This window comes from Ligilactobacillus salitolerans (assembly GCF_003864415.1).
GTDB lineage: Bacteria > Bacillota > Bacilli > Lactobacillales > Lactobacillaceae > Ligilactobacillus > Ligilactobacillus salitolerans.
The window spans coordinates 1-22,682 of sequence record NZ_BFFP01000034.1 but is presented as its reverse complement, the minus strand read 5'-3'; the positions used below and the strand labels follow the sequence as shown (position 1 = coordinate 22,682).

Annotated in this window: 19 protein-coding genes and 1 tRNA gene; 2 read left to right on the top strand and 18 right to left on the bottom strand. The window is 44.6% G+C overall.

What is annotated here, in order from left to right:
• Window positions 1-187: 187 nt before the first annotated feature.
• On the bottom strand, window positions 188-1,516 hold the full coding sequence (gene rpoN, locus LFYK43_RS09420) for an RNA polymerase factor sigma-54 (protein WP_124977689.1): 1,329 nt from the start codon (window positions 1,514-1,516) through the stop codon (window positions 188-190).
• An 86-nt stretch (window positions 1,517-1,602) separates the two neighbouring features.
• Between rpoN and LFYK43_RS09415 the strand changes: the two genes are divergently transcribed.
• Window positions 1,603-1,674: transfer RNA gene (locus tag LFYK43_RS09415), tRNA-Arg, on the top strand.
• 567 nt (window positions 1,675-2,241) lie between these two features.
• Window positions 2,242-2,835 (top strand): ATP-dependent Clp endopeptidase proteolytic subunit ClpP, encoded by a 594-nt coding sequence (gene clpP, locus LFYK43_RS09410; RefSeq protein ID WP_124977688.1) that lies wholly within the window; start codon window positions 2,242-2,244, stop codon window positions 2,833-2,835.
• Between the two features lie 57 nt (window positions 2,836-2,892).
• Here clpP and whiA read toward each other — a convergent pair whose 3' ends face one another.
• The 17 genes from whiA to LFYK43_RS09325 all read right to left on the bottom strand — a co-directional run bounded on the left by whiA (window position 2,893) and on the right by LFYK43_RS09325 (window position 22,388).
• Window positions 2,893-3,837 carry a DNA-binding protein WhiA gene (gene whiA / locus LFYK43_RS09405; RefSeq protein WP_124977700.1) on the bottom strand — a complete coding sequence of 315 codons (945 nt, stop codon included), beginning with the start codon at window positions 3,835-3,837 and terminating at the stop codon, window positions 2,893-2,895.
• A gap of 48 nt (window positions 3,838-3,885) precedes the next feature.
• Window positions 3,886-4,905: a gluconeogenesis morphogenetic factor MgfK gene (mgfK, locus tag LFYK43_RS09400; RefSeq protein WP_124977687.1), complete on the bottom strand. Its 1,020-nt coding sequence runs from the start codon at window positions 4,903-4,905 to the stop codon at window positions 3,886-3,888.
• Entirely contained in the window at window positions 4,902-5,786 is an 885-nt protein-coding gene (gene rapZ, locus LFYK43_RS09395; RefSeq protein WP_124977686.1) for an RNase adapter RapZ, read from the bottom strand. Before rapZ ends, mgfK begins: the two co-directional genes overlap by 4 nt.
• A gap of 91 nt (window positions 5,787-5,877) precedes the next feature.
• Window positions 5,878-6,759 (bottom strand): L-serine ammonia-lyase, iron-sulfur-dependent, subunit alpha, encoded by an 882-nt coding sequence (gene sdaAA / locus LFYK43_RS09390; protein ID WP_124977685.1) that lies wholly within the window; start codon window positions 6,757-6,759, stop codon window positions 5,878-5,880.
• A 19-nt stretch (window positions 6,760-6,778) separates the two neighbouring features.
• Window positions 6,779-7,441 (bottom strand): L-serine ammonia-lyase, iron-sulfur-dependent subunit beta, encoded by a 663-nt coding sequence (gene sdaAB, locus LFYK43_RS09385; RefSeq protein WP_124977684.1) that lies wholly within the window; start codon window positions 7,439-7,441, stop codon window positions 6,779-6,781.
• Window positions 7,442-7,614: 173 nt separating this feature from the next.
• Window positions 7,615-8,088: an S-ribosylhomocysteine lyase gene (locus tag LFYK43_RS09380; protein ID WP_124977681.1), complete on the bottom strand. Its 474-nt coding sequence runs from the start codon at window positions 8,086-8,088 to the stop codon at window positions 7,615-7,617.
• 88 nt (window positions 8,089-8,176) lie between these two features.
• The gene (gene uvrA / locus LFYK43_RS09375) at window positions 8,177-11,011 is read right to left on the bottom strand and encodes an excinuclease ABC subunit UvrA (protein WP_124977679.1); all 2,835 of its coding nucleotides are present in this window, start codon (window positions 11,009-11,011) and stop codon (window positions 8,177-8,179) included.
• 56 nt (window positions 11,012-11,067) lie between these two features.
• The gene (gene uvrB, locus LFYK43_RS09370) at window positions 11,068-13,065 is read right to left on the bottom strand and encodes an excinuclease ABC subunit UvrB (protein WP_124977677.1); all 1,998 of its coding nucleotides are present in this window, start codon (window positions 13,063-13,065) and stop codon (window positions 11,068-11,070) included.
• A 195-nt stretch (window positions 13,066-13,260) separates the two neighbouring features.
• A complete protein-coding gene (locus tag LFYK43_RS09365) occupies window positions 13,261-14,988 on the bottom strand; it encodes a phospho-sugar mutase (RefSeq protein WP_124977675.1) in 1,728 nt (575 codons plus the stop codon).
• A 220-nt stretch (window positions 14,989-15,208) separates the two neighbouring features.
• Window positions 15,209-16,153, bottom strand: a complete 945-nt coding sequence (gene trxB, locus LFYK43_RS09360; protein WP_124977673.1) for a thioredoxin-disulfide reductase — start codon at window positions 16,151-16,153, stop codon at window positions 15,209-15,211.
• 125 nt (window positions 16,154-16,278) lie between these two features.
• Window positions 16,279-17,106, bottom strand: coding sequence for a prolipoprotein diacylglyceryl transferase (gene lgt, locus LFYK43_RS09355; RefSeq protein WP_124977671.1), 828 nt, complete (start codon window positions 17,104-17,106; stop codon window positions 16,279-16,281).
• Between the two features lie 94 nt (window positions 17,107-17,200).
• Window positions 17,201-18,133, bottom strand: coding sequence for an HPr(Ser) kinase/phosphatase (gene hprK, locus LFYK43_RS09350; protein WP_124977669.1), 933 nt, complete (start codon window positions 18,131-18,133; stop codon window positions 17,201-17,203).
• Window positions 18,134-18,238: 105 nt separating this feature from the next.
• Window positions 18,239-18,586: a phage holin family protein gene (locus LFYK43_RS09345; protein ID WP_124977667.1), complete on the bottom strand. Its 348-nt coding sequence runs from the start codon at window positions 18,584-18,586 to the stop codon at window positions 18,239-18,241.
• Window positions 18,583-18,918 carry a PspC domain-containing protein gene (locus tag LFYK43_RS09340; protein ID WP_124977665.1) on the bottom strand — a complete coding sequence of 112 codons (336 nt, stop codon included), beginning with the start codon at window positions 18,916-18,918 and terminating at the stop codon, window positions 18,583-18,585. The genes LFYK43_RS09345 and LFYK43_RS09340 overlap by 4 nt, the downstream gene beginning before the upstream one ends.
• 186 nt (window positions 18,919-19,104) lie before the next feature.
• Window positions 19,105-20,508 carry a two-component system histidine kinase PnpS gene (gene pnpS / locus LFYK43_RS09335; protein WP_124977662.1) on the bottom strand — a complete coding sequence of 468 codons (1,404 nt, stop codon included), beginning with the start codon at window positions 20,506-20,508 and terminating at the stop codon, window positions 19,105-19,107.
• Window positions 20,505-21,224 carry a response regulator transcription factor gene (locus LFYK43_RS09330; protein WP_124977660.1) on the bottom strand — a complete coding sequence of 240 codons (720 nt, stop codon included), beginning with the start codon at window positions 21,222-21,224 and terminating at the stop codon, window positions 20,505-20,507. Before LFYK43_RS09330 ends, pnpS begins: the two co-directional genes overlap by 4 nt.
• 15 nt (window positions 21,225-21,239) lie before the next feature.
• Window positions 21,240-22,388 (bottom strand): PDZ domain-containing protein, encoded by a 1,149-nt coding sequence (locus LFYK43_RS09325; RefSeq protein ID WP_124977658.1) that lies wholly within the window; start codon window positions 22,386-22,388, stop codon window positions 21,240-21,242.
• Between the last annotated feature and the right edge of the window lie 294 nt (window positions 22,389-22,682).

Here is a 22,682-nt window from a genome sequence, read left to right as displayed (position 1 = left end):
ATTATAACAACATTAACAACCCATTGCAAGTTAAGCAACCGTTTTTTTTGAAATTATCCAGAGATATTTTCATACTCTTTACATTTGCGACCATTAGTCCCAGCCCAACTTTTGCATCATGGCTTGATTTCAAAAATGAACGGCTCTGAAAAAAAGAGCTTTTGTGAAAGATTTGAAAAAAGAATGTTCAGTTGTATCTTTTACGTTGCGTTGAACTAGGAATTTTGAGTTGTTCGCGGTACTTGGCAACCGTTCTGCGGGACAATTTAAGTCCCTCCTTAGCAAGCATGGAACTCAATTTCTGGTCAGAAAGCGGCTTTTGCTTATCCTCCGCCATGATCTCCGCCCTAATTCGCGCCTTCACGTCTCCTGCCGTCAGGCTCTCACCATCCTCACTGTAATTGACCGCCTGTGAGAAAAACGACTTCAGCTCATAAACACCAAGGTCGGTTTGCAAGTACTTGCCGTTGACCGTCCTGCTGATCGTCGATTCATGCAGTTGCAAGACATTAGCAACATCACGTAAAAGAAGCGGGACCAATGGTTGTTTTGGATCCAACAGAAAATTTTTCTGCCGATTCACAATTTCCTGCCCCACACGCTGCAAGGTCGTCCCCCGCTGTTCGATATCGTGCGCGATCGCAGCAAACTCTTTCTTTTTTTCTGCGGCATATTTTTTAACTTGCGGATCATCACTTTCGAGCATCTCACGAAAATATTTTTCTTGAAAGACGACTTGCGGCTTAGTCTGCTTGGTTGTCTTGACTTCTAATTTGCCATCTGAATTTTTCTTTAAAATCAAGTCTGGCTGAATATACCCGATCTGTTCTTGGTTATACTCGGCTCCAGGTGCTGGGGAAAGCGTCTGAACATAATCCAAGATCTCCTGAATTTCAGGCAAACTGATTTGATAGATGCTCACCAGCCGTTGCCACTTGTGCTCAACGAAGTCCTGAAAGTTAGTTTGTAAAATCTCTTCAGTATATTGTGGAGCCATGCTGTCATTTCGGACTTGTAAGAGAAGCGCCTCTTGCAAATTTCGCGCCCCGATCCCCGGCGGATCCAATTTTTGCAGCAAGGTCAATGCATCAATGATCGTTGTCTGCTCAACTGCTCCATCCTTGACCAGCTGCTCGAGGTCTAGGTCCAAATAACCATTTGTATCAAGGTGCTCCAATAAAAAGATCACCCACCCGCGCAATGGAGTCTTGCGCATCGTAAGATGGACTTGGTCTAGCAAGTACTCAAACAAGGAACGATTTTGAGAGGAGGCGGTGTACTCGGTCCAGTCTTGACTGCCGCTGAGACCTTGGCTGGCACTGACCACCGATGATCCTTTCGAATTTTTATTTGGATTCACCAGCATGAAAGGATTCTCAAGTTCCTGCTCCTTCAAAAAGTTCTGCAATTCTTCGACATTAAATCTCAGCATTCTGATCGACTGCTGCATTTTTTGCGTCATCGCTAACTTTTGAATTTGATTTTGCTGCTGTCCCAAATCTTGACGCAAGGACATAACGATTTCTCCTTTATCAGTTGAATTAATTTAATCACAAATTTACCTTGTAATTTAGTAACATTTAAGTTATTATAATCTAGTACGCGCCGGTAGTGTAATGGATCGCACACAAGATTCCGGTTCTTGTAATCAGGGTTCGACTCCCTGCTGGCGCATAAATACTATATACGATATAACGTTGAGTATCAAAAGCCTTGATTTCAAAGGCTTTTTTCTTTTGCACTTTTCACTGATTAGCACTACTTTTTAAAAAAGTGAGTCACGGATACGTCACGAGAGAGCTATAAAAACTTTGTGAAATCAGCAGAACCACTTTTTTACCAGTAATAATTATACAGTAAATAATGCATAAAACAAACCGGCAAATGATCACCAGTCATAACTGAATAGCGTTTTTTGGCTGTAAATTGATCCACCCGATAAGTTTTATTGAATTGCAGTCTGCAAGTAATGAGCTTTTAACTCGTTTGCGCTGGGCTCTTAGCAGGTTAACATTATCCTTTGACAACCCCCTGCTTAAATTTGGAAACTTAGATCATGCAGCCTCTCATCTGAGGTGCTATTAACTATTTTTGTACTTTCAATATTTTGTTTTCAGACAAACCGTAAAAGTCAGACTTAATGTTTGACCTTTTTTGACCTATGGGGTAAACTAAAAACAATCACAGTCGACAAAAAAGACCTGTCGGCATTATTAAAAGAAGCAGGAGGTATTTATCCTTATGAATTTAGTACCTACAGTTATTGAACAATCTCCTCAAGGAGAACGTGCTTATGATATTTACTCACGTCTATTAAAAGACCGGATCATCATGGTATCCGGCGAAGTTACCGACGATATGGCTAACGCTGTGATCGCACAGCTTCTCTTCTTGGATGCACAAGATTCAGAAAAAGACATTTATATGTATATCAACTCGCCTGGCGGTTCTGTTTCAGCTGGCTTGGCAATTTATGATACGATGAATTTTGTGAACTCAGATGTCCAGACGATCGTTTTGGGTATGGCAGCCTCAATGGCTTCGATCCTTTCAACCGCCGGCGCTAAGGGCAAGCGTTTTGCTTTGCCTAATTCTGAGATTTTGATCCACCAGCCATTAGGCGGTGCTCAAGGGCAGTCCACAGAAATTCAGATTGCTGCTAACCATATTTTGAAGACTCGGAAACTGATCAACAAGATCTTATCAGATCGGACCGGGCAAGACATCGAAACGATTGACCACGATACTGAACGTGATAACTTCATGACCGCTGAAGAAGCTGTGAAGTATGGTTTGATCGACAAAATTATGACCAACAAAAAGAAATTACAGTAAGCAAAAAAAGGCCGTATCCTCTAAGGGTATGGCCTTTTTTCATGGACAGATCTTTTCTTAACCAGCAAAAGTTCCTTCTTTGATCTTAGTTGCATATTCATTGATTTTGCGCAAACGATGGTTCACTCCTGATTTGGAGATCGGACCGCCTTCAACCAAATCGCCCAGTTCTTTTAAACTGACCTCTGGATGTGCAACTCTAGAAACTGCAACCTGCTGTAACTTAACCGGCAATTTATTTAAGCCCACTGTTTGCTCGATCAACTGGATATTTTGGATCTGCTTTGTAGCTGCATCAGCCACCTTATTCAAGTTAGCATTTTCGCAGTTCACGATCCGGTTAACTGAATTACGCATATCTCGCATGATCCGAATATCTTCAAAATTCAACATAGAAGTTGTAGCACCGATCAGAGAAAGAAAGTCAGCAATTTTTTCTCCCTCTTTTAAATAGGTGATATAACCGCTGCGTCGTTCAGTCTTCCGGGCATTAAGATGATAATGGTTCATCATCTCACAAATCGAGTTATTGTGCTCTTCATAAAGAGAGTAGATCTCTAAATGGTAGCGGCTAGTTTCTGGATTATTAACTGAACCCGTCGCCAGAAAGGCTCCGCGCAGGTAGGAACGAACCGGACCATCCGTTGCCAAAAATTCACCAGAAACTGTCTGTTTGATCTGCAGCCCATCAACGATATTTAAATCTTCCAAAACAACATTGCTGCCAGATCTTAACCTCACAATATATAGATTGTTTTTCTTAAGCTTCATCTTACGGCGGACGATCAGCTCGCTTTTGATCCCATAAAATTTTTCTAACAACCAATAAATTCTGCGCGCAGTCGCCGGATTTTCCGTCTGGATGCTGAGTACAAATTGGTGGTTCAATAAGCTCAAAGAACCATTCATCCGGATCAAAGCCATCAACTCCGCTTTACCATTCTCTTCATGACTAACTTCGATCGTTGTTAGTTCTTTTTTGACTTCACTTGCGTATGACAGATCAATCACCTCCCTGCTTTTGTCTACTCGGATCTTCACTGTTGCCAATCAATTGTAGCGGTCTGCCACCCAAGAATGCGGTCGACCGGCCAGCCTGATCAGCTCTTCCACAACTTTAGCCCCATTATGAAAAACACCTTGATCCCGCAACTCCAGAAAATCATCTGAAATCACACGGCAATCTTGCTCACGTAAACCTTTAAAGTCATATTTGACCTGGTTTAAAATTTCATTATACTTCTGGTGGTCCAGATAATTTTGCGGTACCTTTTCTGTGTTGACCAGCACAGTATCCACAAAACGATGCTTTAAATGCTGGTTAAGCACCCTAACGTGATCGGCATCAGTAAACTTTTCGGTTTCACCTTTTTGGGTCATGATATTACAAATATAAACCACTTCAGCTTGTGTCTCACAAACCGCACGACCAACATTTTCGATCATTAGATTAGGTAAGATACTTGTAAAAAGACTACCTGGACCCAACACGATCTGATCAGCCTCCATGATTGCTTGGATCACCTCTGGACGTGCAGCTGGTTTTTCACCATCATTGCCTGTGACCCAGATCCTTTTGATATGTTTCTCAGCCGCTGTGATCTCCGCTTCCCCTGCTAAATGAGTTCCATCACTAAATTCAGCATTTAATTCCAGGGGAACACTGGCAGCCGGGTAAACTTTGCCGTCCACTCGCATCAGCTGGGCTAATTTTTGAACGGCAAGGAAAATATCATCGCCGTTCATCTCGGATAAAGCAGCGATCACTAGGTTACCGATCGCGTGTCCTGAGAAGAATGAATCTTTGGTATCAAAACGATACTGAAAAATTTCTTTATAAATTTGTGGTATGTCCGATAAAGCGACCAAGACATTACGAATATCTCCCGGCGGTACAACATTGATGTAGTCGCGGATCACTCCCGAGGATCCACCATCATCCGCCACAGTCACAACTGCAGTGATATCAGCATTTTGGGTGCGCAAACCGCTTAAAACGACCGGGAGCCCTGTCCCGCCCCCAATCACAACGATTTTTGGACGTTGATTGGATCCGTTGTGTTCTTTCATGACCGGTTGACAGTCTCCTTCCGCTTATTCATGTCGCGGTGTGAGATCCGGACTGGATAATTTTTTTGTAATCTGCGCCCAACCAAATTGGTCAGGGCGACTGAACGATGCTGACCGCCGGTACACCCGATCGCGATTACAACGCTTGATTTTCCTTCATTAACATACCCCGGCAAGATCGACTCTAACATCGCTGAAAACTGTTCATAGAAGTCTTGTGCTCCTTTCGAGCTCATGACATAGTCTTCCACCGGTTGGTCCAAACCTGTTTGATTTTTTAATTCGGGCACATAGTAGGGATTGGGGAGAAAACGCACATCCATGACAATGTCAGCATCGATCGGCAATCCATATTTGAAGCCAAAAGAGAGTACTTCCACGTGAAAAGGCGTTTCTTTGCCGCTCTGGAAAGTGTGAAAAATTTCTTCGCGCAGCTGCCGTGGGGAAAGGTTAGTCGTTTCGATCACTAATTGAGCTTGGCTTTTAATTTCAGCCAGCAATTCACGTTCCTTGGCTATTCCGTCCAAAAGACGGCCGGCACGAGCCAAAGGATGAGCTCGTCTGGTCTCTTTATAACGTGCAACCAACTCCTCATTGGAAGCATCTAGGAAAACGATCTTAACGTTGACTGCTTGCTGATCTTCAATCCCATGCAGGATCTGAATAATTTGATCGTAAAAGGACCGCGAGCGTAGATCGATCCCCAAGGCAACTTTTTCGATTTTACCTGTATCTTGAAGCAGTTCATAAAATTTAGGGATCAGTGTAGGCGGCAAATTATCGACGCAAAAATATCCCAGATCTTCAAAGCTCTGCATTGCTACGGTTTTGCCCGCTCCGCTCATGCCAGTCAGTATTACCAGTTCAAATTGTTCACTCATAATTGATCCTCCAATTTCAAACATTCTTAATAAGAATAACACAACAATCCGGGCGTGTCATTATTTTTATTTTTCCGTGAAGCTGATCATCTCAAAGATCAGTCCCATAAATTTTAACTTTGATCTGCTGCCCAGTCGGTGTTCCAGCGAGCCCGCCTAAGCCCGTTTCCCGCAATTCGCGCGGCATTCTTTTGGCAACATCCTTCATTGCCATGATCACTTCGTCAGCTGGGATCTTACTCTTCAGACCGGCTAATGCCATATCAGCAGCTGCCAGTGCGTTCACGGAACCAACCACATTGCGGCTAACACACGGTATTTCAACTAAACCAGCCACTGGATCACAGACCAGCCCAAGCAAGTTGCTCATAGCAAACGCAAACGCTTCGGCTGATTGACTAGCTGAACCGCCTTTAGCTGCCACTGCAGCAGCTGCAGCCATCGCTGAGGCTGACCCAACTTCCGCTTGACAGCCGCCTAGTGCACCAGCGATCATCGCGTTATTGGCAATGATCAGCCCAAATGCACTTGCACACAACAAGAAATCAACTTCTTCATCATCTGTTAAGTTCATTTTCTTCTCTAAGGAAAATAAAACTCCGGGCAAGGTCCCCGAGGAACCGGCAGTTGGCGACGAACAAATTACTCCCATGGCTGCATTGACCTCATTAGTTGCAACCGCATTTTCCATGGCTGTCAAAATACTATCACCGCTAAGAGTGTCGCCTTGGGCATGATAACGGCTCAGCTTGACCGCGTCACCGCCTGTTAACTGGGTCTGTGAGGTCACACCTTGACCCGTCATCCCTTTGCGGGCAGCTTTTTTCATGGTCTCAAGCTGGGAATGCATCCGTTCTGTAACTTCCTCTTCACTCGCACCTGAATAGGCACATTCTTCTTCAAGGATCAAACGAGCGATCGTTTGTTGCTTGTCTTCAGCAGCTTTGACCATCTCTGAAATTTTTTTAAACATAGTTACCCTCTATCTACCTTTATAGGCTGACAAGCTGACTGCAGTGCCTGCTGATTTTTTGTTGAAGTTTCTCAGTGATCGGAGCCGCCAGACTTAAAGCAATCAGCTGCTGCTCTGCTTCATTGTGGTAAGTACTTTCAGCCAGAACATCGACTTTCGCTTTGCCTAAAATAGCCAAGATCGCCGCTAAACTTGCCTGCTTACAGGTCAAGATCAAAATTGGCAAAGGCCCTGGGAGCTCCAGTGATCCCCCATTGATTTCAAGCCGCCTGATCTCAGTCTTTCCGCCGCCAATTGAACAGCCGGCAAGCATGATCTGTCTGCCAGGATCGGTACTCAAAGTGATCAGAGCCGTGTTCGGATGGCCGATCGGACTTATTTCGGCCTGTTCATTGATCCTCACGTCGATATTCCGCTGTTTTGCCAGTTCTAAAGAGTGAGGGAGTTGCGGATCATCTGGTGCCAAGTTCAAAATGCCTCCCACGATCGCAAAATCAGTGCCGTGCCCTCGATGAGTCTTGGCAAAAGATTCATAATAGTCGATCCGGATCTGCTGCGGCTGCTGGCCTAACACTTTTCGCGCCAATCTGCCTAATTCAGCTGCCCCTGCCGTATGTGAGCTAGATGGTCCGACCATGACCGGACCGATAATGTCAAAGATACTCTGGTACCTTTCTTGCATCTGATTCACTTCCTTGAGCAGTTTTTCTGTCATTTGTCAGCAACAAATTATGCTTCTTAATTATAGCACTCTCAAAAATGACTTTTTTACAAAAAAACACTTGGCAACACGCGAAAAATGCTGTCGTCAAGTGAGTTCAATATCATCTTAAATTTTCAGGTCAGTTAAACTTTCTATTCGACGACCTTGCGTTCGAACGGGTCAGAAGAGATCCCTTCAGCTAAGATCTTTTTCGACCATTCTTGAGCAGAGAACAAGGAATGATCACGGTAATTGCCGCAACTCTTGATGTCTGTGCCTTGGACATCGTCCCATGAAGCCTGCGAGATATCCTCTAACGCCTTTTTCAATGCTTGCGCAACCTCAACCGTATCATGTTCACCCCATGTGATCAGATGAAAGCCGGTCCGGCATCCAAATGGGGAACAATCGATCACGCCATCAAGATAATCGCGTAAATAACCCGCCAACATATGCTCGATCGTGTGCAGACCGGCCGTTGGGATCGCATTTTCATTTGGCTGTACTAACCGTAAGTCATAATTTGCGATCTTATCGCCCTTTGTTCCTTCTTCAACTGTGATCAAGCGCACGTATGGCGCCTTAACTGCTGTATGATCCAAAGTAAAACTTTCCACTTTTGCCAAAATGATCTCTCCAATCTGATTGTGAATATACTTCCACTTTAGCAGTTCCTTAGCAAAATGCAAGGAAAGGCACTGGTCGAAAATATCTTTACTCGGTTTGGCCTTTAGCTAAGATCTCCTTTAAATATTGGCCGGTATAACTTTCCTTGCAAGCCGCAACTTCTTCAGGTGTACCAGTGACCACGACTTGGCCGCCGCCCTCACCGCCTTCAGGGCCGAGATCGATCAAGTGATCAGAGGTCTTGATCACATCCAAGTTATGCTCGATCACTAAGACGGTGTTGCCTTTATCGACCAGCCGCTGCAAAACAGCCAACAGATGTTTAACATCCTCACTGTGCAAACCGGTAGTTGGTTCGTCCAAGATATAAAAGGTTTTGCCATTTGACTTGCGGTGCAGCTCCGACGCTAATTTCATCCGTTGAGCTTCTCCGCCAGACAAAGTTGTCGCCGGCTGCCCCAGCTTGACATAGCCTAATCCCACATCAGCGATCGTCTGCAATTTATTCTTGATCTTGGGGATCGGTCCAAAGAAATCTAGAGCTTCCATCACCGTCATTTCCAAGATCTCGGCGATATTTTTGCCCTTATATTCAATCTCCAAAGTTTCTGAGTTGAACCTTGTTCCATGACAAACCTCACACGGAACGTAAACATCCGGTAAGAAGTTCATTGCGATCTTGATGATGCCGTCACCTTTGCAGGCTTCACAACGGCCGCCTTTGACGTTGAAACTAAACCGCCCTTTTGTATAGCCGCGCATTTTAGCTTCATTGGTCTGAGAAAACAAGGCCCGAATATCATCGAAGACACCAGTATAGGTCGCTGGGTTGCTCCGTGGGGTCCGTCCGATCGGAGACTGATCAATATCGATCACTTTTTCTAAGGGAGTAAAACCGGTGATCTTGCTATACTGACCAGGTTTCTGCGAGTTGTGAGTCAGCTTTTGAGCTAAAGCGCGTTTTAAGATCATATTGACCAGTGTTGATTTACCTGAACCGGAAACACCAGTCACAGTAATAAACTCGCCTAAAGGAAACTTGACCGTAATATCCTTGAGGTTGTTCTCGCTTGCTCCTGTCAAGGTAACAAAGTTTCCTGAACCGGAACGACGCTCTTTGGGAACAGGAATGTAACGTTTGCCTGCCAAATACTGACCGGTGATCGACTTAGCAACACGCTGCACCTGCTTGGGTGTTCCAGTTGCCATGACCTCACCGCCATTGACCCCTGCTCCGGGTCCAATGTCAATTAAATAATCGGCTGCACGCATCGTATCTTCATCATGTTCAACCACGATCAAAGTATTGCCCAGATCACGCATTTTTTTGAGGGATGCGATCAAACGGTCATTATCACGCTGATGCAAACCAATCGACGGCTCATCCAAGACATACATTACCCCGGAAAGGTTAGAACCGATCTGTGTCGCTAAACGGATCCGCTGCGCTTCCCCACCGGAAAGCGTCCGGGCAGATCGGCTCAAAGTCAGGTAGTCTAAACCGACATTTTGCAGGAAGTTCAAGCGATTATTGATTTCCTTTAAAATCGGCTGAGCAATTTGTTCATTTTGCGCTGAAAAATGCAAATCATCGAAAAATTGCAGTGACTGACCGATCGGGTAATCCGAGACTTCACCAATATGCTTGCCGCCGATCTTAACAGCCAGCGCCTTGCGGTTCAGCCGATAGCCCTGACAGGTCTGGCAAGTCAAGCTAGTCATATATTTACGCATCACATCTCGGGTAAAATCACTATTTGTTTCATGGTAGCGTCGTTCAACGTTAGGGATGACCCCCTCAAATTGCATGTCCAGATCACGCTTGCCGCCAAAATCATTTTCGAATTCGAAGTGAAAAGTTTTTCGACCGGCGCCGTACAAAACAATTTTTTGTTGCGGTTTCTTTAGCTCTTCAAACGGCGTATCCAAGTCGATCCCGAATTCTTCACAGGCTTCAGCCAATAAAGTCGGGTAGTATTTTGAACTAATAGGGTTCCACGGTGCTAAAGCTCCTTGACGTAAAGTCAAGTGCCGATCAGGTACGACTAAATCCGGGTCGACTTCAAGTTTCATCCCCAGGCCATCGCAATCAGGACAGGCGCCAAATGGTGCATTAAATGAAAACAAACGCGGTTCAAGCTCACCGATCGTAAAGCCGCAATAAGGGCAGGCAAAATTTTCAGAAAACTGCATTGTTTCACCGTCGATCACATCGACTGCAGCATAGCCGTCGGACAGGCGTAAAGCAGCTTCAAAAGAATCAAACAACCGCGACCTTGCGCTTGGCTTGACAATGATTCGATCGATCACCACAGAGATAGAATGTTTAAGATTCTTATCTAGTTCGATATCTTCTTCAACTTCATGCGCCTCGCCGTCAACAAGCAGCCGGACAAAACCTTCTCGTTTGATTTTTTCAAAAACTTTTTTGTGCTGACCCTTTTTCTCACGCACTATTGGTGAGAGGATCTGCAGTTTTGTCCTTTCCGGCAGCTCTAAAACACGGTCCACCATTTGTTCTGGCGACTGACTAGTGATCTTGTGTCCGTCATTAGGGCAGATTGGTGTGCCGACCCTGCCCCACAAAAGACGTAAATAATCATTGATCTCAGTAACGGTCCCAACCGTTGAGCGCGGATTTTTGGAGGTTGTTTTCTGATCGATCGAGATCGCAGGAGAAAGGCCGTCGATCGAATCGACGTCCGGCTTGTCCATCTGTCCTAAAAACTGCCTGGCATACGCAGAGAGACTTTCGACATAACGGCGTTGTCCCTCAGCGTAAAGGGTGTCAAAAGCCAAAGAACTTTTGCCTGAACCTGACAAACCAGTCATCACGACCAGCTTGTTCTTTGGGATCGTAACATCAATATTCTTTAAATTATGCGCACGGGCACCGTGGATCACAATTTTATCTTGTGGCAATCAATTTTCCTTCTTTCAACCTGAGAAGATCTGTTTTTGATTTCTCGTTTATTAACTTAACTAATTTGCGCCTTGAGTTCCAAGATCGTATCCCGCAAGGTCGCCGCATCTTCGAAGTCTAAGCGCTTGGAAGCCTGTTTCATTTGGTCTTCCAGACTGGCGATCATGTCCTTTTGTTCCGCACGTTTCAGGTGCACAAAATCGACTCCGCCAGTTTCTTTTTCTTTGGCTCCAACCGGCAAGACGCCAGCAATCGAAGCACGAATATCTTTTTTGATCGTCTGCGGTGTGATATTGTGCTCCTCGTTATAGCTTTGTTGGATCTCGCGGCGGCGCTGAGTCTCGTCCATCGCCTTTTGCATCGATTCTGTGACTGAATCAGCATACAAGATCACATGTCCATTAACATTACGTGCTGCACGCCCAATCGTCTGGATCAAAGAACGCTCATTGCGTAAAAAGCCTTCCTTGTCCGCATCTAAAATAGCGATCAAGGATACTTCCGGCACATCTATTCCTTCACGCAACAGATTGATCCCGACTAAAACGTCAAACTTGCCTAGACGCAAGTCACGAATGATCTCTGTTCGCTCTAATGTTTTAATATCTGAATGAAGATACTTGACCTTGATCCCAAGTTCCTTGAAGTAATCAGACAGATCTTCAGCCATCTTTTTCGTTAAGGTCGTGACAAAGACGCGCTCATGTTTTTCCACGCGCCGGTTGATCTCACTGACCAGATCGTCCATTTGCCCTTGAGTCTGACGGACTTCTACTTCCGGATCCAGCAAGCCTGTCGGCCGAATGATCTGTTCCACGACCTTATTTGTCTGCTCATGTTCATAGACACCCGGCGTAGCTGACATATAGATGATCTGATTAACATGTTTTTCAAATTCGGCTAATTTCAAGGGACGGTTATCTAAGGCACTTGGCAAACGAAAACCATAGTCGACCAGCATCTGCTTGCGAGCCCGATCCCCGTTATACATTCCGCGGACCTGCGGCATCGTCACATGCGATTCATCGACGACGATCAGAAAATCCTTCGGAAAGAAATCCAGCAGCGTATACGGCGGTTCTCCCGGTTTTCTGCCATCCATATGCCGCGAATAATTTTCGATCCCGGAACAGTAGCCCATTTCACGCAGCATTTCGATATCATAGGTCGTTCTTTGTTCCAGTCTCTGTGCTTCAAGTAATTTGTGCTCTTCTTTTAGTTTAGCACTTCGTTCTTCTAACTCTTGCGAGATCCCTGTCACGGCCTCTTCCATTCGATCTTCATTAGTCATAAAGTGAGTCGCTGGGAAAATTGCTACATGATCACGGTCACCGACAATTTCTCCAGTCAGGGGATCAACTTCACGGATCCGGTCGATCTCGTCTCCAAAAAATTCCACTCTTAAAGCTTGCTCATCATGAGAAGCGGGAAAGATTTCGACGACATCCCCGCGCACACGAAAACGCCCCCGCTGAAAGTCAATATCATTACGTTCGTACTGGATATCAACTAACTGACTGAGCAAGCGATTACGTTCAATTTCTTGACCTACTCGAATCGACAAAGTATGTTCCTTGTATTCAGTCGGATCGCCTAACCCAAAAATCGAGGAAACAGAAGCCACAACGATCACGTCATTGCGTTCTAACAATGAACTTGTCGCAGAGTGCCGCAGCTTATCGATCTCATCATTGATACTCGAATCTTTTTCAATATACGTGTCACTCGAAGGAACGTAGGCTTCTGGTTGATAATAATCATAATAACTCACAAAATATTCAACAGCATTGTTGGGAAAGAATTCTTTAAACTCCCCGTATAACTGCCCCGCCAGCGTTTTATTATGCGCCAAAACTAAAGTCGGCTTGTTGACATTTTTGATCACATTTGAGATCGTAAACGTCTTTCCTGTCCCGGTCGCGCCTAACAAAATCTGAGCTTTATCGCCTTGCTCAAGGCCTTTAGTCAATTTGGCGATTGCTTCCGGTTGATCACCAGTTGGTTGATACTGAGACACGAGTTCAAATTCACGATCATCTTGTCTTTCGATCACAACAATTCCCCCAATCACTCTCCGTTTTCGGTTTAAACCAGCAGTTTATATTTTAGCATACCGAACATGTTTTCGCGATTTTTTTGTTTAGCTTTTTGCCCCGACAAAATGCAAAAAAACAGCCTGCTTACCTGGTTTTGCTAGACTGTAGGATCTATGCAGCTCAAGACAAGCACACTGTTTTATTAATAATTCTTATTCGTTTACCAGATCATCAAGCACTTGTTCAAACTGGCCTCTTTTTTCTTCAGCCTGGTTGAATGTCTCTGCCTGAGTTCCAATATAAAATTTAATTTTAGGTTCAGTACCAGACGGCCGAATTGCGATCCAAGAACCATCCTCCAAGAGATACTTCAAGACGTCAGCTTGCGGCAGATCAATTTTTTCAATAGTCCCATCAGCATATTTCTTGGTCGACTGCGAGAAATCTTCAACGGCTTTCACTGCGTAGCCCGCAAAAGCAGACGGAGCTTCCTCCCTAAATTTAAGCATCAGTTTCTTGATCGAAGCGGCACCCTGGATCCCATCAAAGACCAGCGAAATTGTTTTTTCAACGTAATATCCGTATTCTTCAAACAATTCCTGCAAGCCGTCATAAAGGTTCTTACCTTGTTCTTTATAATGAGCGGCAACTTCAGACAACATGACCAGCGACTGAATGGCATCCTTATCCCGAACAAACGGCTTGACTAAGTAGCCATAACTTTCCTCAAAACCAAACATGAATGTCTGAGAATCATCGGCCTGAAAATCCTTGATTTTTTCGGCAATGAACTTAAATCCAGTCAATACATTGACCATCTTGGTATTGTGTTTAGCCGCAATTTTAGTTGCGAACTCACTGGAAACGATCGATTTCACAGCTGCAGCATTTTGCGGCAGGCTGCCGTCTTTTTCATGGGCTAACAGCACATAGTTGAGCATTAAAGCAGCGATCTGATTTCCAGTCAACAACTGATATTCACCATCAGGCTGCCGCACAGCAGCACCTAAACGGTCAGCATCCGGGTCAACGGCGATCAGCAGATCCGCATTTTCCTTTTTTCCTAATTTAATGGCTAAGTCAAAGGCTGCTGCGTCTTCAGGGTTAGGCTTTTTAACAGTCGGAAAATCACCGTCTGTCACGGCCTGTTCCGGAACCATCGTGAAATTAGCAAATCCAGCTTGCTTCAAGGCCTTTTCACCCAACATTGCACCTGTTCCATGCAAAGGACTGAAGATCAGTTTCATGGTCTGCCCTTCTTTAGCAACTAATTTACGGTCGATCGTAACCTCATTTACTTCAGCTAAATAGGCTTGATCAACTTTGTCCCCGATCACTTCTAAAAGACCTTGAGCTTTAAGTTCATCTTGATCAGCAACCGCGATACTGAATAAATCATCAGCCTGCCGAATATATTTAGTGATCAGGTCAGACTCCTTAGGCGGCATCTGTGCTCCATCTTCACCATAGATCTTATAGCCATTATATTCCTTCGGATTATGGCTGGCTGTGATCATGATCCCAGCATAAGTGTGCAAATGACGCACAGTAAATGATAGTTCCGGTGTTGGACGCAGGCTTTCAAAAACGAAAGCCTTGATGCCGTGTGCGCCTAAAACTCGCGCAGATTCATAGGCAAATTCCTGTGAATGATGTCTGGAATCGTAGCTGATCGCCACGCCGCGTTCTTTGACTTCAGCGTCCAAAGTATCCATAAAAGATGCTAGTCCTTCAGTCGCTTGCCGAACAGTATAGATATTCATCCGGTTGATTCCAACTCCAAGTACTCCGCGCATTCCGGCTGTCCCGAATTCAAGCGGAGCATAAAAAGCATCCTCCAAGGCTTCATCATTTTCTGCCAATTGATCCAATTCATGCTTTAAACTTGGTTCTAAATTACTATTTTCTTTCCAAAGATCATAAGTATCTCTCCAGCTCATTCTTTTTCACTCCTATATCTAGACTTATAATACAAGTATAACGATTTGCCTGTCCCATTACCACCAAAAACTTGCTCTGGGCTAGTTAAGCTTTTTTCAAATTTTTGACTGTGCATAAATTTAATAGTGGATTTTTCTTTGGCAGCAAAAAAGAGATACCGTCAGTACTCCACGATATCTCCCAGTTTGTCCCAGAAAAACGTTCTTCTTAGGACAGAGCCTATTTTGTTTGAACTTTGTCTTGCAATGTCTGCAAATAGTTAAATGCTTCTTGACCAGCAATGCCGCCATCACCGACAGCAGTAGTGATCTGGCGCAGATCTTTTTGCCGAACATCACCAACAGCAAAGATCCCCGGCACATTAGTCTGCATTTTTTCATCTGTCACGATCCAGCCGGCTTCATCCGTGATCCCTAGATCTGTGAAAGCTTCGGTCATTGGCTGATTACCAACATAGATAAAGACACCATCGACAGGTACTTCTTGATCTTTACCTGTCTTTTTGTTGTGCGTCATCACACCGGTAACTTTTTGGTCGTCACCCAAGATCTCGGTCACGATCGTATCCCAAGTAAAACCGATCTTATCATTCGCGAACGCGCGATCCTGCAAAATCTTTTGTGCACGTAATTGGTCCCGCCGATGGATAATATTGACCTGCGAGGTCAATTGTGAAAGGTAGCCCCCTTCTTCAACAGCGGAGTCGCCGCCGCCGACCACAACAACAGGCTTATTTTTGAAAAAGGCGCCATCGCAGACAGCACAGTATGATACCCCGCGGCCGCCGTACTTATCTTCCCCAGGTACCCCTAATTTGCGGTACTCTGAGCCTGTAGCAATGACCAGTGCTTGAGTTTCATAGACATCACTGTCAGTCGTAATGGTCTTCAAACCATCATCAGCGACAGTGACACTTTCAACACTGCCGTAAGCATATTCTGCGTCAAATTGTGTTGAACCCTGATACATCTTTTCAGCCAGATCAGGGCCCATGATCGACTTAAAGCCCGGGTAATTTTCGACTGCTGCGGTGTTGTTAAGCTGACCGCCGTAAATTCCGCGGTCTAACATCAACACTGATAAATTTGCCCTTGAAGCATATAAAGCCGCGGTCATTCCGCCTGGACCAGCACCGATCACGATCACATCATAGTGTTTTGCCATTTCTGATTTCCTTCCTTCTCTTTTGCCTTAACATTATACTAACTTACTTTATGTAAGTTGTCTAGGAAAAAGTCTCCATTTTCATAGCTTTTAGCCTAGCATATTCGCGTCTCAATTTACACCATTTACTCTTCCTCATGCCCCTGCAGATAATATGGAGCATACGGCTGCCAGTAGCGGCGATGGAAAAGCCAGAGCCATGAACCGACAAAAAGCAGGATCGACAACCACTGAGAAACACGCAAAGGCCCAAGCATCAGGCTATCGGTTCGCATTCCTTCGATAAAGAAGCGGCCAAATGAATACCAGATCACGTAAGCAAAAAAGACCTCCCCTTGCTTGAAAAGCTTTGGTCGATGGCGCAAAGCCAACAATACGATAAAGCCAAGCACGTTCCAGAGCGACTCATATAAGAAAGTCGGCTGATAATAGACACCATTGATATTCATTTGCTCAACGATAGAATGCGGCAAGTGCAGATTTTGCAAAAACTCTAGGCTGGTTTTTCTGCCGTGTGCTTCTTGATTCATAAAGTTGCCCCAGCGGCCGATCCCCTGAGCTAAAAGCACACTTGGTGAGATCACGTCTAAGAAAAGCCAGCTTGAAAGCTGATGGCGCCGCGTATAAACGAGCAAGACAATGACTGCAGCGATCAAACAGCCATAGATGGCGATCCCGCCGTCCCAGATCCGATAGATCTCACTGGGGTGAGCAGCATAGTAGGGCCATTCAAAGACCACATAATATAAACGCGCTCCGATCAATGCAAATGGCAAAGCCCACAAGAGATAATCATAAAAATAATCTTCCTTTAAACCGCGTTTTTTTCCTTCCCTAACAGATAAGTAAACCGCTAAAATAACGGCACTGGCAATAATCAGACCATACCAGCGGACTTCAAAGGGTCCAAAAGAAATCGCAATTGGATTTAGTGCCCCAAGCAAAAATGACATATCTTCTTCTCTCCTTAAATATCGAATTGCTCTCAGAATTCTAAAAAGCCCCACTTAAGGGGCTTTTCGGGTCAACCGCCAGCTGACAAGCTAGCTATTTTACAGAATTTTTCTGAATCAAACGGTTTAAATTATCTTCGAATTTCTGGGTAGCATCATAACCCATTGTCTTTGCCCGAAAGTTCATGGCAGCAGCTTCGATGATAATTGCCATATTGCGACCGACCTTGACCGGAATATTGATTTTTGGCAAAGAAACGTCAAACATTTCATACGCTTGTTCGCCGCTGCCCAAACGATCGTACTGTTTAGCAGCAGACCAATTCTCCAAGTTAACGATCAGTGAAATATTAGTGTTTTGGCGCACAGAACCCGCACCAAACAGATTCATAACATCAATGATGCCAACACCACGGATCTCTAAAAGATGACTCAAGATCTCAGGTGCCTCACCAACTAATGTCTGTTCATCTTGCCGGTAAATCTCGACCCGATCATCTGCGATCAAGCGGTGCCCGCGTTTGATCAGATCTAAAGCAGTTTCGGACTTGCCCACACCTGAATCGCCAGTGATCAAAACACCCAGACCGTAGATGTCCATTAGTACACCATGCACGGAGCGGCGTTCTGATAACTTCGTCTGTAAGAAATCAGTGATCCTAGAAGAAAGTCGGGTCGTTGGCAGCTTCGAACGTAAAATTGGAATATGGTGCCGTTTGCCCGCCTCTTCTAATTCCACCGGGATCGGTAAAAAGCGTGAAACCAGAAAACACGGCGTGTTTTGCCCGCACATTTTATCCATGATCCGCTCACGTTCATTTTTTTTCATTCGGTGAGCAAAGGAGATCTCAGTCATTCCCAGCAGCTGGATCCGCTCGGATGGATAATAATCAAAATACCCGGTCATTTCCAGGCCAGGTCGAGAAATATCGCTAGTTACAATGAAGCGGGATTCCAAATCTATTCCGCCGCTGAAAACCACCAAATCACATTCGTCTACTAACTCTTTTACACTGACCTTATTCAAATCAATACCCCCACATCCAATATATATATGTAGTGCTAAGTCCAGCCCCTGGACCTAGCAGATTTTTGACATCAGAGTCTATCCACTTAGACTCAACTGCAATTTTTAGCGTGAATAATGCTCCGTGAAGAGCAAATTAACAAAACTAATGATCAAAGAAACGAGAAATGCACTCCCATAGCTCGAAAAGCTAAAGACTGTGCTGCCCACAAAAAAGGACGTCATTTCTAAAATGAAAGCATTGATAAACAGGTAGAAAATCCCTAATGTTAAAAACGTGATCGGTAACGATAAGATCAATAAGATCGGCTTTACAAAGGCATTCAGCAGACTCAAAACTATGGCCGCCAATAAGGCAGTCCAGATACTTGCCACATGCAAAAGATTAGGCAACAAGCCGGCTACAGCTACAAAGATCACTGTATTGATCACAACACGTTTAATAAAATTCAATTTTCCTTCCTTTCATGCGCATCTCGTAAGATCTTACGCCCGTCCTTTTTTTGCTGGCGGGAACCGGGCCGCATATTCTGCCTACCATCCGTAAAATCATGAAACATCGACGACCAAGAACCGTTCCCGGTTTCCTGAGGGATCGCCAAGTAACAAATCAAATAGAGCCCGACCGGCAAAATACTGAAGTGCGGTAAAATCGTGCAGATTACTGCAAAAACCAAGAAACCAATGCGAATGTTTTTAGCTGGAATATTGAAGTATTCTCCGAAACCGCCACAAACTCCGGCTAATAAACGGTCAGTTGAAGAACGAGTTAATTTCTTTTTCAAAAAAATATCCTCCATCTATTATCCAATTCGAGGGGAAACTGCCCCTCTGCTGGCAGATCACGCTGCTTTTTACGTTTACGAACCTGCAGCCATTTTAAATCTGTCTGTTTTAATTCTACCTGCAATTCTGACCGAGAGCAATTCATTGGTTTATTTTACAAGTATTTTTTAAGAAAATCAGCCGACCTATTCTGCTTTCCCCTTAAAATGGGCTTTTAGCGGGAAAGAAACCGTAAAACTTGACCCCTCTTTGATCTGGCTATGCACCGAGATCTGCCCGGACAAGAGGTCGACATATTCCTTGACGATTGCTAAACCAAGTCCAGTTCCTTCAACTTCTTTGCTGCGGGAAGTATCCGCCCGGTAAAAACGCTCGAAAATGCGTGTCCTTTGCTCTGCCGTCATCCCGATCCCAGTATCAGCTATGGTGATCGACCAATGCTCCTGTTCTGTTTTAGCAGAAAGCGTGATTTGACCAGCCTCTTTATTGTAACGGATCGCGTTTTGCAGCAAATTAGTTAAGATATGTCCCAACTTGCTCGGATCAGTCCAGACTTTTAACTGGGCGGGAATATCATTTTTGACGGTGAGTTTCCGTGCCTTAATGTCAGGTCCAAAGAGCTGGAGATTTTGTTGGACGATTTTTTTTAAGTCCACCTGCTGCTGATTGATCTGTGTTTCAGGACCGATCCGCGACAAAGATAAGATGTCGTTGATCAAGTCCGTCAAGCGGAGACTTTCTTGGTGAATGATCTCCACAAATTTACGGGTTGCTTCCGGGTCATTGAGTGCCCCTTCCTGCAAAGTCTCACTAAAACCTGTGATCGAAGTGACTGGCGTTTTCAATTCATGGCTGACGTTGCTGACAAAATCATGTTGCATTCGCTCGATCTTCTTACGCTCGGTGATATCATCTACTAATAACATCACGTAAAAATGATGCGTGCTCAGCGGAATGTAGATCACGCGCACATCTAAAACCTTCTGCTGGTCTGGAAGCTCGACTTGAATCTCACCATGCTGGTCTTCTTTGGTCCGAAATGTCTCCTCAGTCAGTTTGACCAGGTCGAAGTCAGCCATGATCGTATAATACAAGTCATGGCTGATATCAAGTTCACGTTCTAAGATCTCATTCAGATAATGATTACTCAAGTAAATTTCCCGGTCTTGATCGATCACCATGACACCGATCGGAACATATTCCAGCAAACCCAGATACCCGCGCTTTTGCCGATCATAGTCCTTAGTCAGCCCCGCAGTCATGCTTTGTGTCTGATTGATCGCACGGCTGAGAGGGTAAAGTTCATTTTTTTGCGCCAAAATGACTGGGCCCGTTTTTTGTCCCGCCGCAATTTTTTCCAATTTGTCGCTGAAAATTTGCAAGAGTTTCTTTTGTCGTCTATTTTCAAACTCATACAGTGCCCACACAAATAATGCCGTCAATAATACAAGCAGCAGTAACCAGTTCCAAGAAAAATCAGTCACCGCTTGACTAACTGTAGTTTTGGTCCAGTTAGCCTTAAAAATTACTCCGCAGGCAACCGCCAACAAACTGCTAACAAGTGCCAGAAAAAACCGCCGAACTTTCATTGCACCTTCCCCTCAAACTTATAGCCAAAACCACGGACCGTTTGAATATTTGTCGGATGACTGGGATCCGGCTCGATCTTTTCACGCAGATGACTGACATGCATATCTACCATCCTAGTCTGGCCCACATAATCATAACCCCAAACACCGTTCAGTAATTTTTCGCGGCTGAGGACTTGGTCTGGCCGCTCGACAAAGTAGGCCAGCAATTCGAACTCCTTTGGAGTAACGGCAACCTTCTTTTCAGCAGCTGTGACCGTGTAGTTGACCAGATCGATCGAAAAATCTCGAAAAGTATAGTGTTTATGTGCACTTTCATCTGTGACTTTGTCAGTTTCATCCGTGCTCTTTTGTTCAATTCTGCGTCCGATCGCCTTGATCCGCGCAACGACCTCACGCGGTGAGAATGGTTTTGTAATGTAATCATCAGCTCCAAGTTCTAAGCCGATAATTTTATCTGTTTCCTTATCTCGGGCTGTTAGCATCATGATCGGAGTTTGGATTTTTTCCTGCCGTAACTTTTTAGTGACCTCGATACCGTCCAACTGCGGCAGCATGATATCCAGCAAAATAAAATCGAACTTTCCTGTCAGACCGTATTTTAAAGCTTCTTGCCCATCCATGGCAGTTTGAACTTCATATCCCTCATTTTTTAAATTATATTCCAATAAAGTCAGGATCGAACGGTCATCATCGACAACTAATATCTTTTTCAATTGCGCGAAACTCCTTTATTTTTGAAATAGAATCAAACCAATCTCATGTGGAGAATCTGAATAGATCGCACTCTCTGTCAATTTCAGCTCACCCGCAAAAGTCTGGACCCGCAAGCGGCAATAGGCTGAATTTTGCTGTAAGGCCGCATACAGCTCATCCTCACTTCTAACAGCCCTATTATTGCAATCTAGGATAATATCTCCGTTTTGCAGTCCCATTTTAGCAGCCGGGGTATCAGGGACAACTGCCACAATGCGGACCCCACTGGTAGTTTCAACGTACCAACGGCTGCCAGCGGCATCAAAACGCCGGCGCTGAAAGTAAAAATACCCCGCCAAGCAGCCAACCACTATGTATCCGATCACAGCTGCCCATTCAGAAAATAACGCTAAAACACTCGCTACGAGGCTGACACCGCCCAAAATCGGAGTCTGAGTACGAAAATTTTTTAAGGCTGTGCTTGTTTCTCGTTTATAGACCCGCAATGCTGCGGCCACTAACAAAGGCAAGATCACAATGCCAAAGGTCTGCCCATGAAAAGAGAAAAACGGCCAAAAACTAATTGGGCTGTGAAAATAATTCAGCGGGACCAAGATGACCAGTGGGATCACACTGAGTTCTTTCCATTTATAAAAGGCAACTCTGCTGCCTCTTTTCCCATCTTTGATCCTAGGTGAAAACCAAATGTTTTTCTGATAGTGCAGTAAATACCAGCGGAGCACTAAAAAGATGCCTAAGAGGAGCAAGCCGGCGGCCGGTAAACGTTGAGCTTGAATAAAATGTGCCCATGAACCCAATTTGACCCCGGACTGTAAAGCAAGTTCTGCCAAGCAAAATACGCTGCCAATCAGCCACAGTGAACTAAAACTGAGATCAGCCACTGGAAGCAATAGCGCTGTCAGCGTACCAACTGCAGCATAAACCCAAAGCCAGCCGGCATTGACCATCATTCCAGCTGCCAAGGAAATTATCGACCCCGCTGCCAGTCCAAAAAGAGCAGTTTTAATAAAGTGTCGACCTTCATAGAAGTCGCGGTTGATCGCGATCCGGAAGAGTTTTCGTTCCCTGCCGAGTCGTTTGCGGTACAAGAACACCGCGATAATGATCCCAACCCAGAATACTGGGTGGATCAAGTAAATTAAGATAATTTTCAAAAATTCCACGCCTAAGCCTCCCCCACGAGTCGTCATGCCTTTAGTATATCAATATCACCTAATTAAAACAAAAAATTGACAAAAAATGCAGCCTGCTTCTGCCAACAAAAAATAAAAGAAAAACCTGACCGTCCATTTGGATTTAGTGGGTGTACACTTTTTTGTGTTGATGAGTAAAATCATCAGCACTATTTTTTTCTCAAAATACTAAAAAAGGACATCATTGTCCCTCAAGTGCTAAGATTAAAGTGTCCAAAAATCAATCAAAGCGAGGTTTTAATGATGTCCCAAGACAATTCTATC

Excerpts from the sequence above, each read along its gene's own strand:
- rapZ (WP_124977686.1), bottom strand. The coding sequence starts at position 5,786 with ATGAGTGAACAATTTGAACTGGTAATACTGACTGGCATGAGCGGAGCG.
- trxB (WP_124977673.1), bottom strand. The coding sequence starts at position 16,153 with ATGGCAAAACACTATGATGTGATCGTGATCGGTGCTGGTCCAGGCGGA.
- LFYK43_RS09365 (WP_124977675.1), bottom strand. The coding sequence starts at position 14,988 with ATGAGCTGGAGAGATACTTATGATCTTTGGAAAGAAAATAGTAATTTA.
- lgt (WP_124977671.1), bottom strand. The coding sequence starts at position 17,106 with ATGTCATTTTTGCTTGGGGCACTAAATCCAATTGCGATTTCTTTTGGA.
- mgfK (WP_124977687.1), bottom strand. The coding sequence starts at position 4,905 with ATGAAAGAACACAACGGATCCAATCAACGTCCAAAAATCGTTGTGATT.
- pnpS (WP_124977662.1), bottom strand. The coding sequence starts at position 20,508 with ATGAAAGTTCGGCGGTTTTTTCTGGCACTTGTTAGCAGTTTGTTGGCG.
- rpoN (WP_124977689.1), bottom strand. The coding sequence starts at position 1,516 with ATGTCCTTGCGTCAAGATTTGGGACAGCAGCAAAATCAAATTCAAAAG.
- clpP (WP_124977688.1), top strand. The coding sequence starts at position 2,242 with ATGAATTTAGTACCTACAGTTATTGAACAATCTCCTCAAGGAGAACGT.
- sdaAB (WP_124977684.1), bottom strand. The coding sequence starts at position 7,441 with ATGCAAGAAAGGTACCAGAGTATCTTTGACATTATCGGTCCGGTCATG.
- sdaAA (WP_124977685.1), bottom strand. The coding sequence starts at position 6,759 with ATGTTTAAAAAAATTTCAGAGATGGTCAAAGCTGCTGAAGACAAGCAA.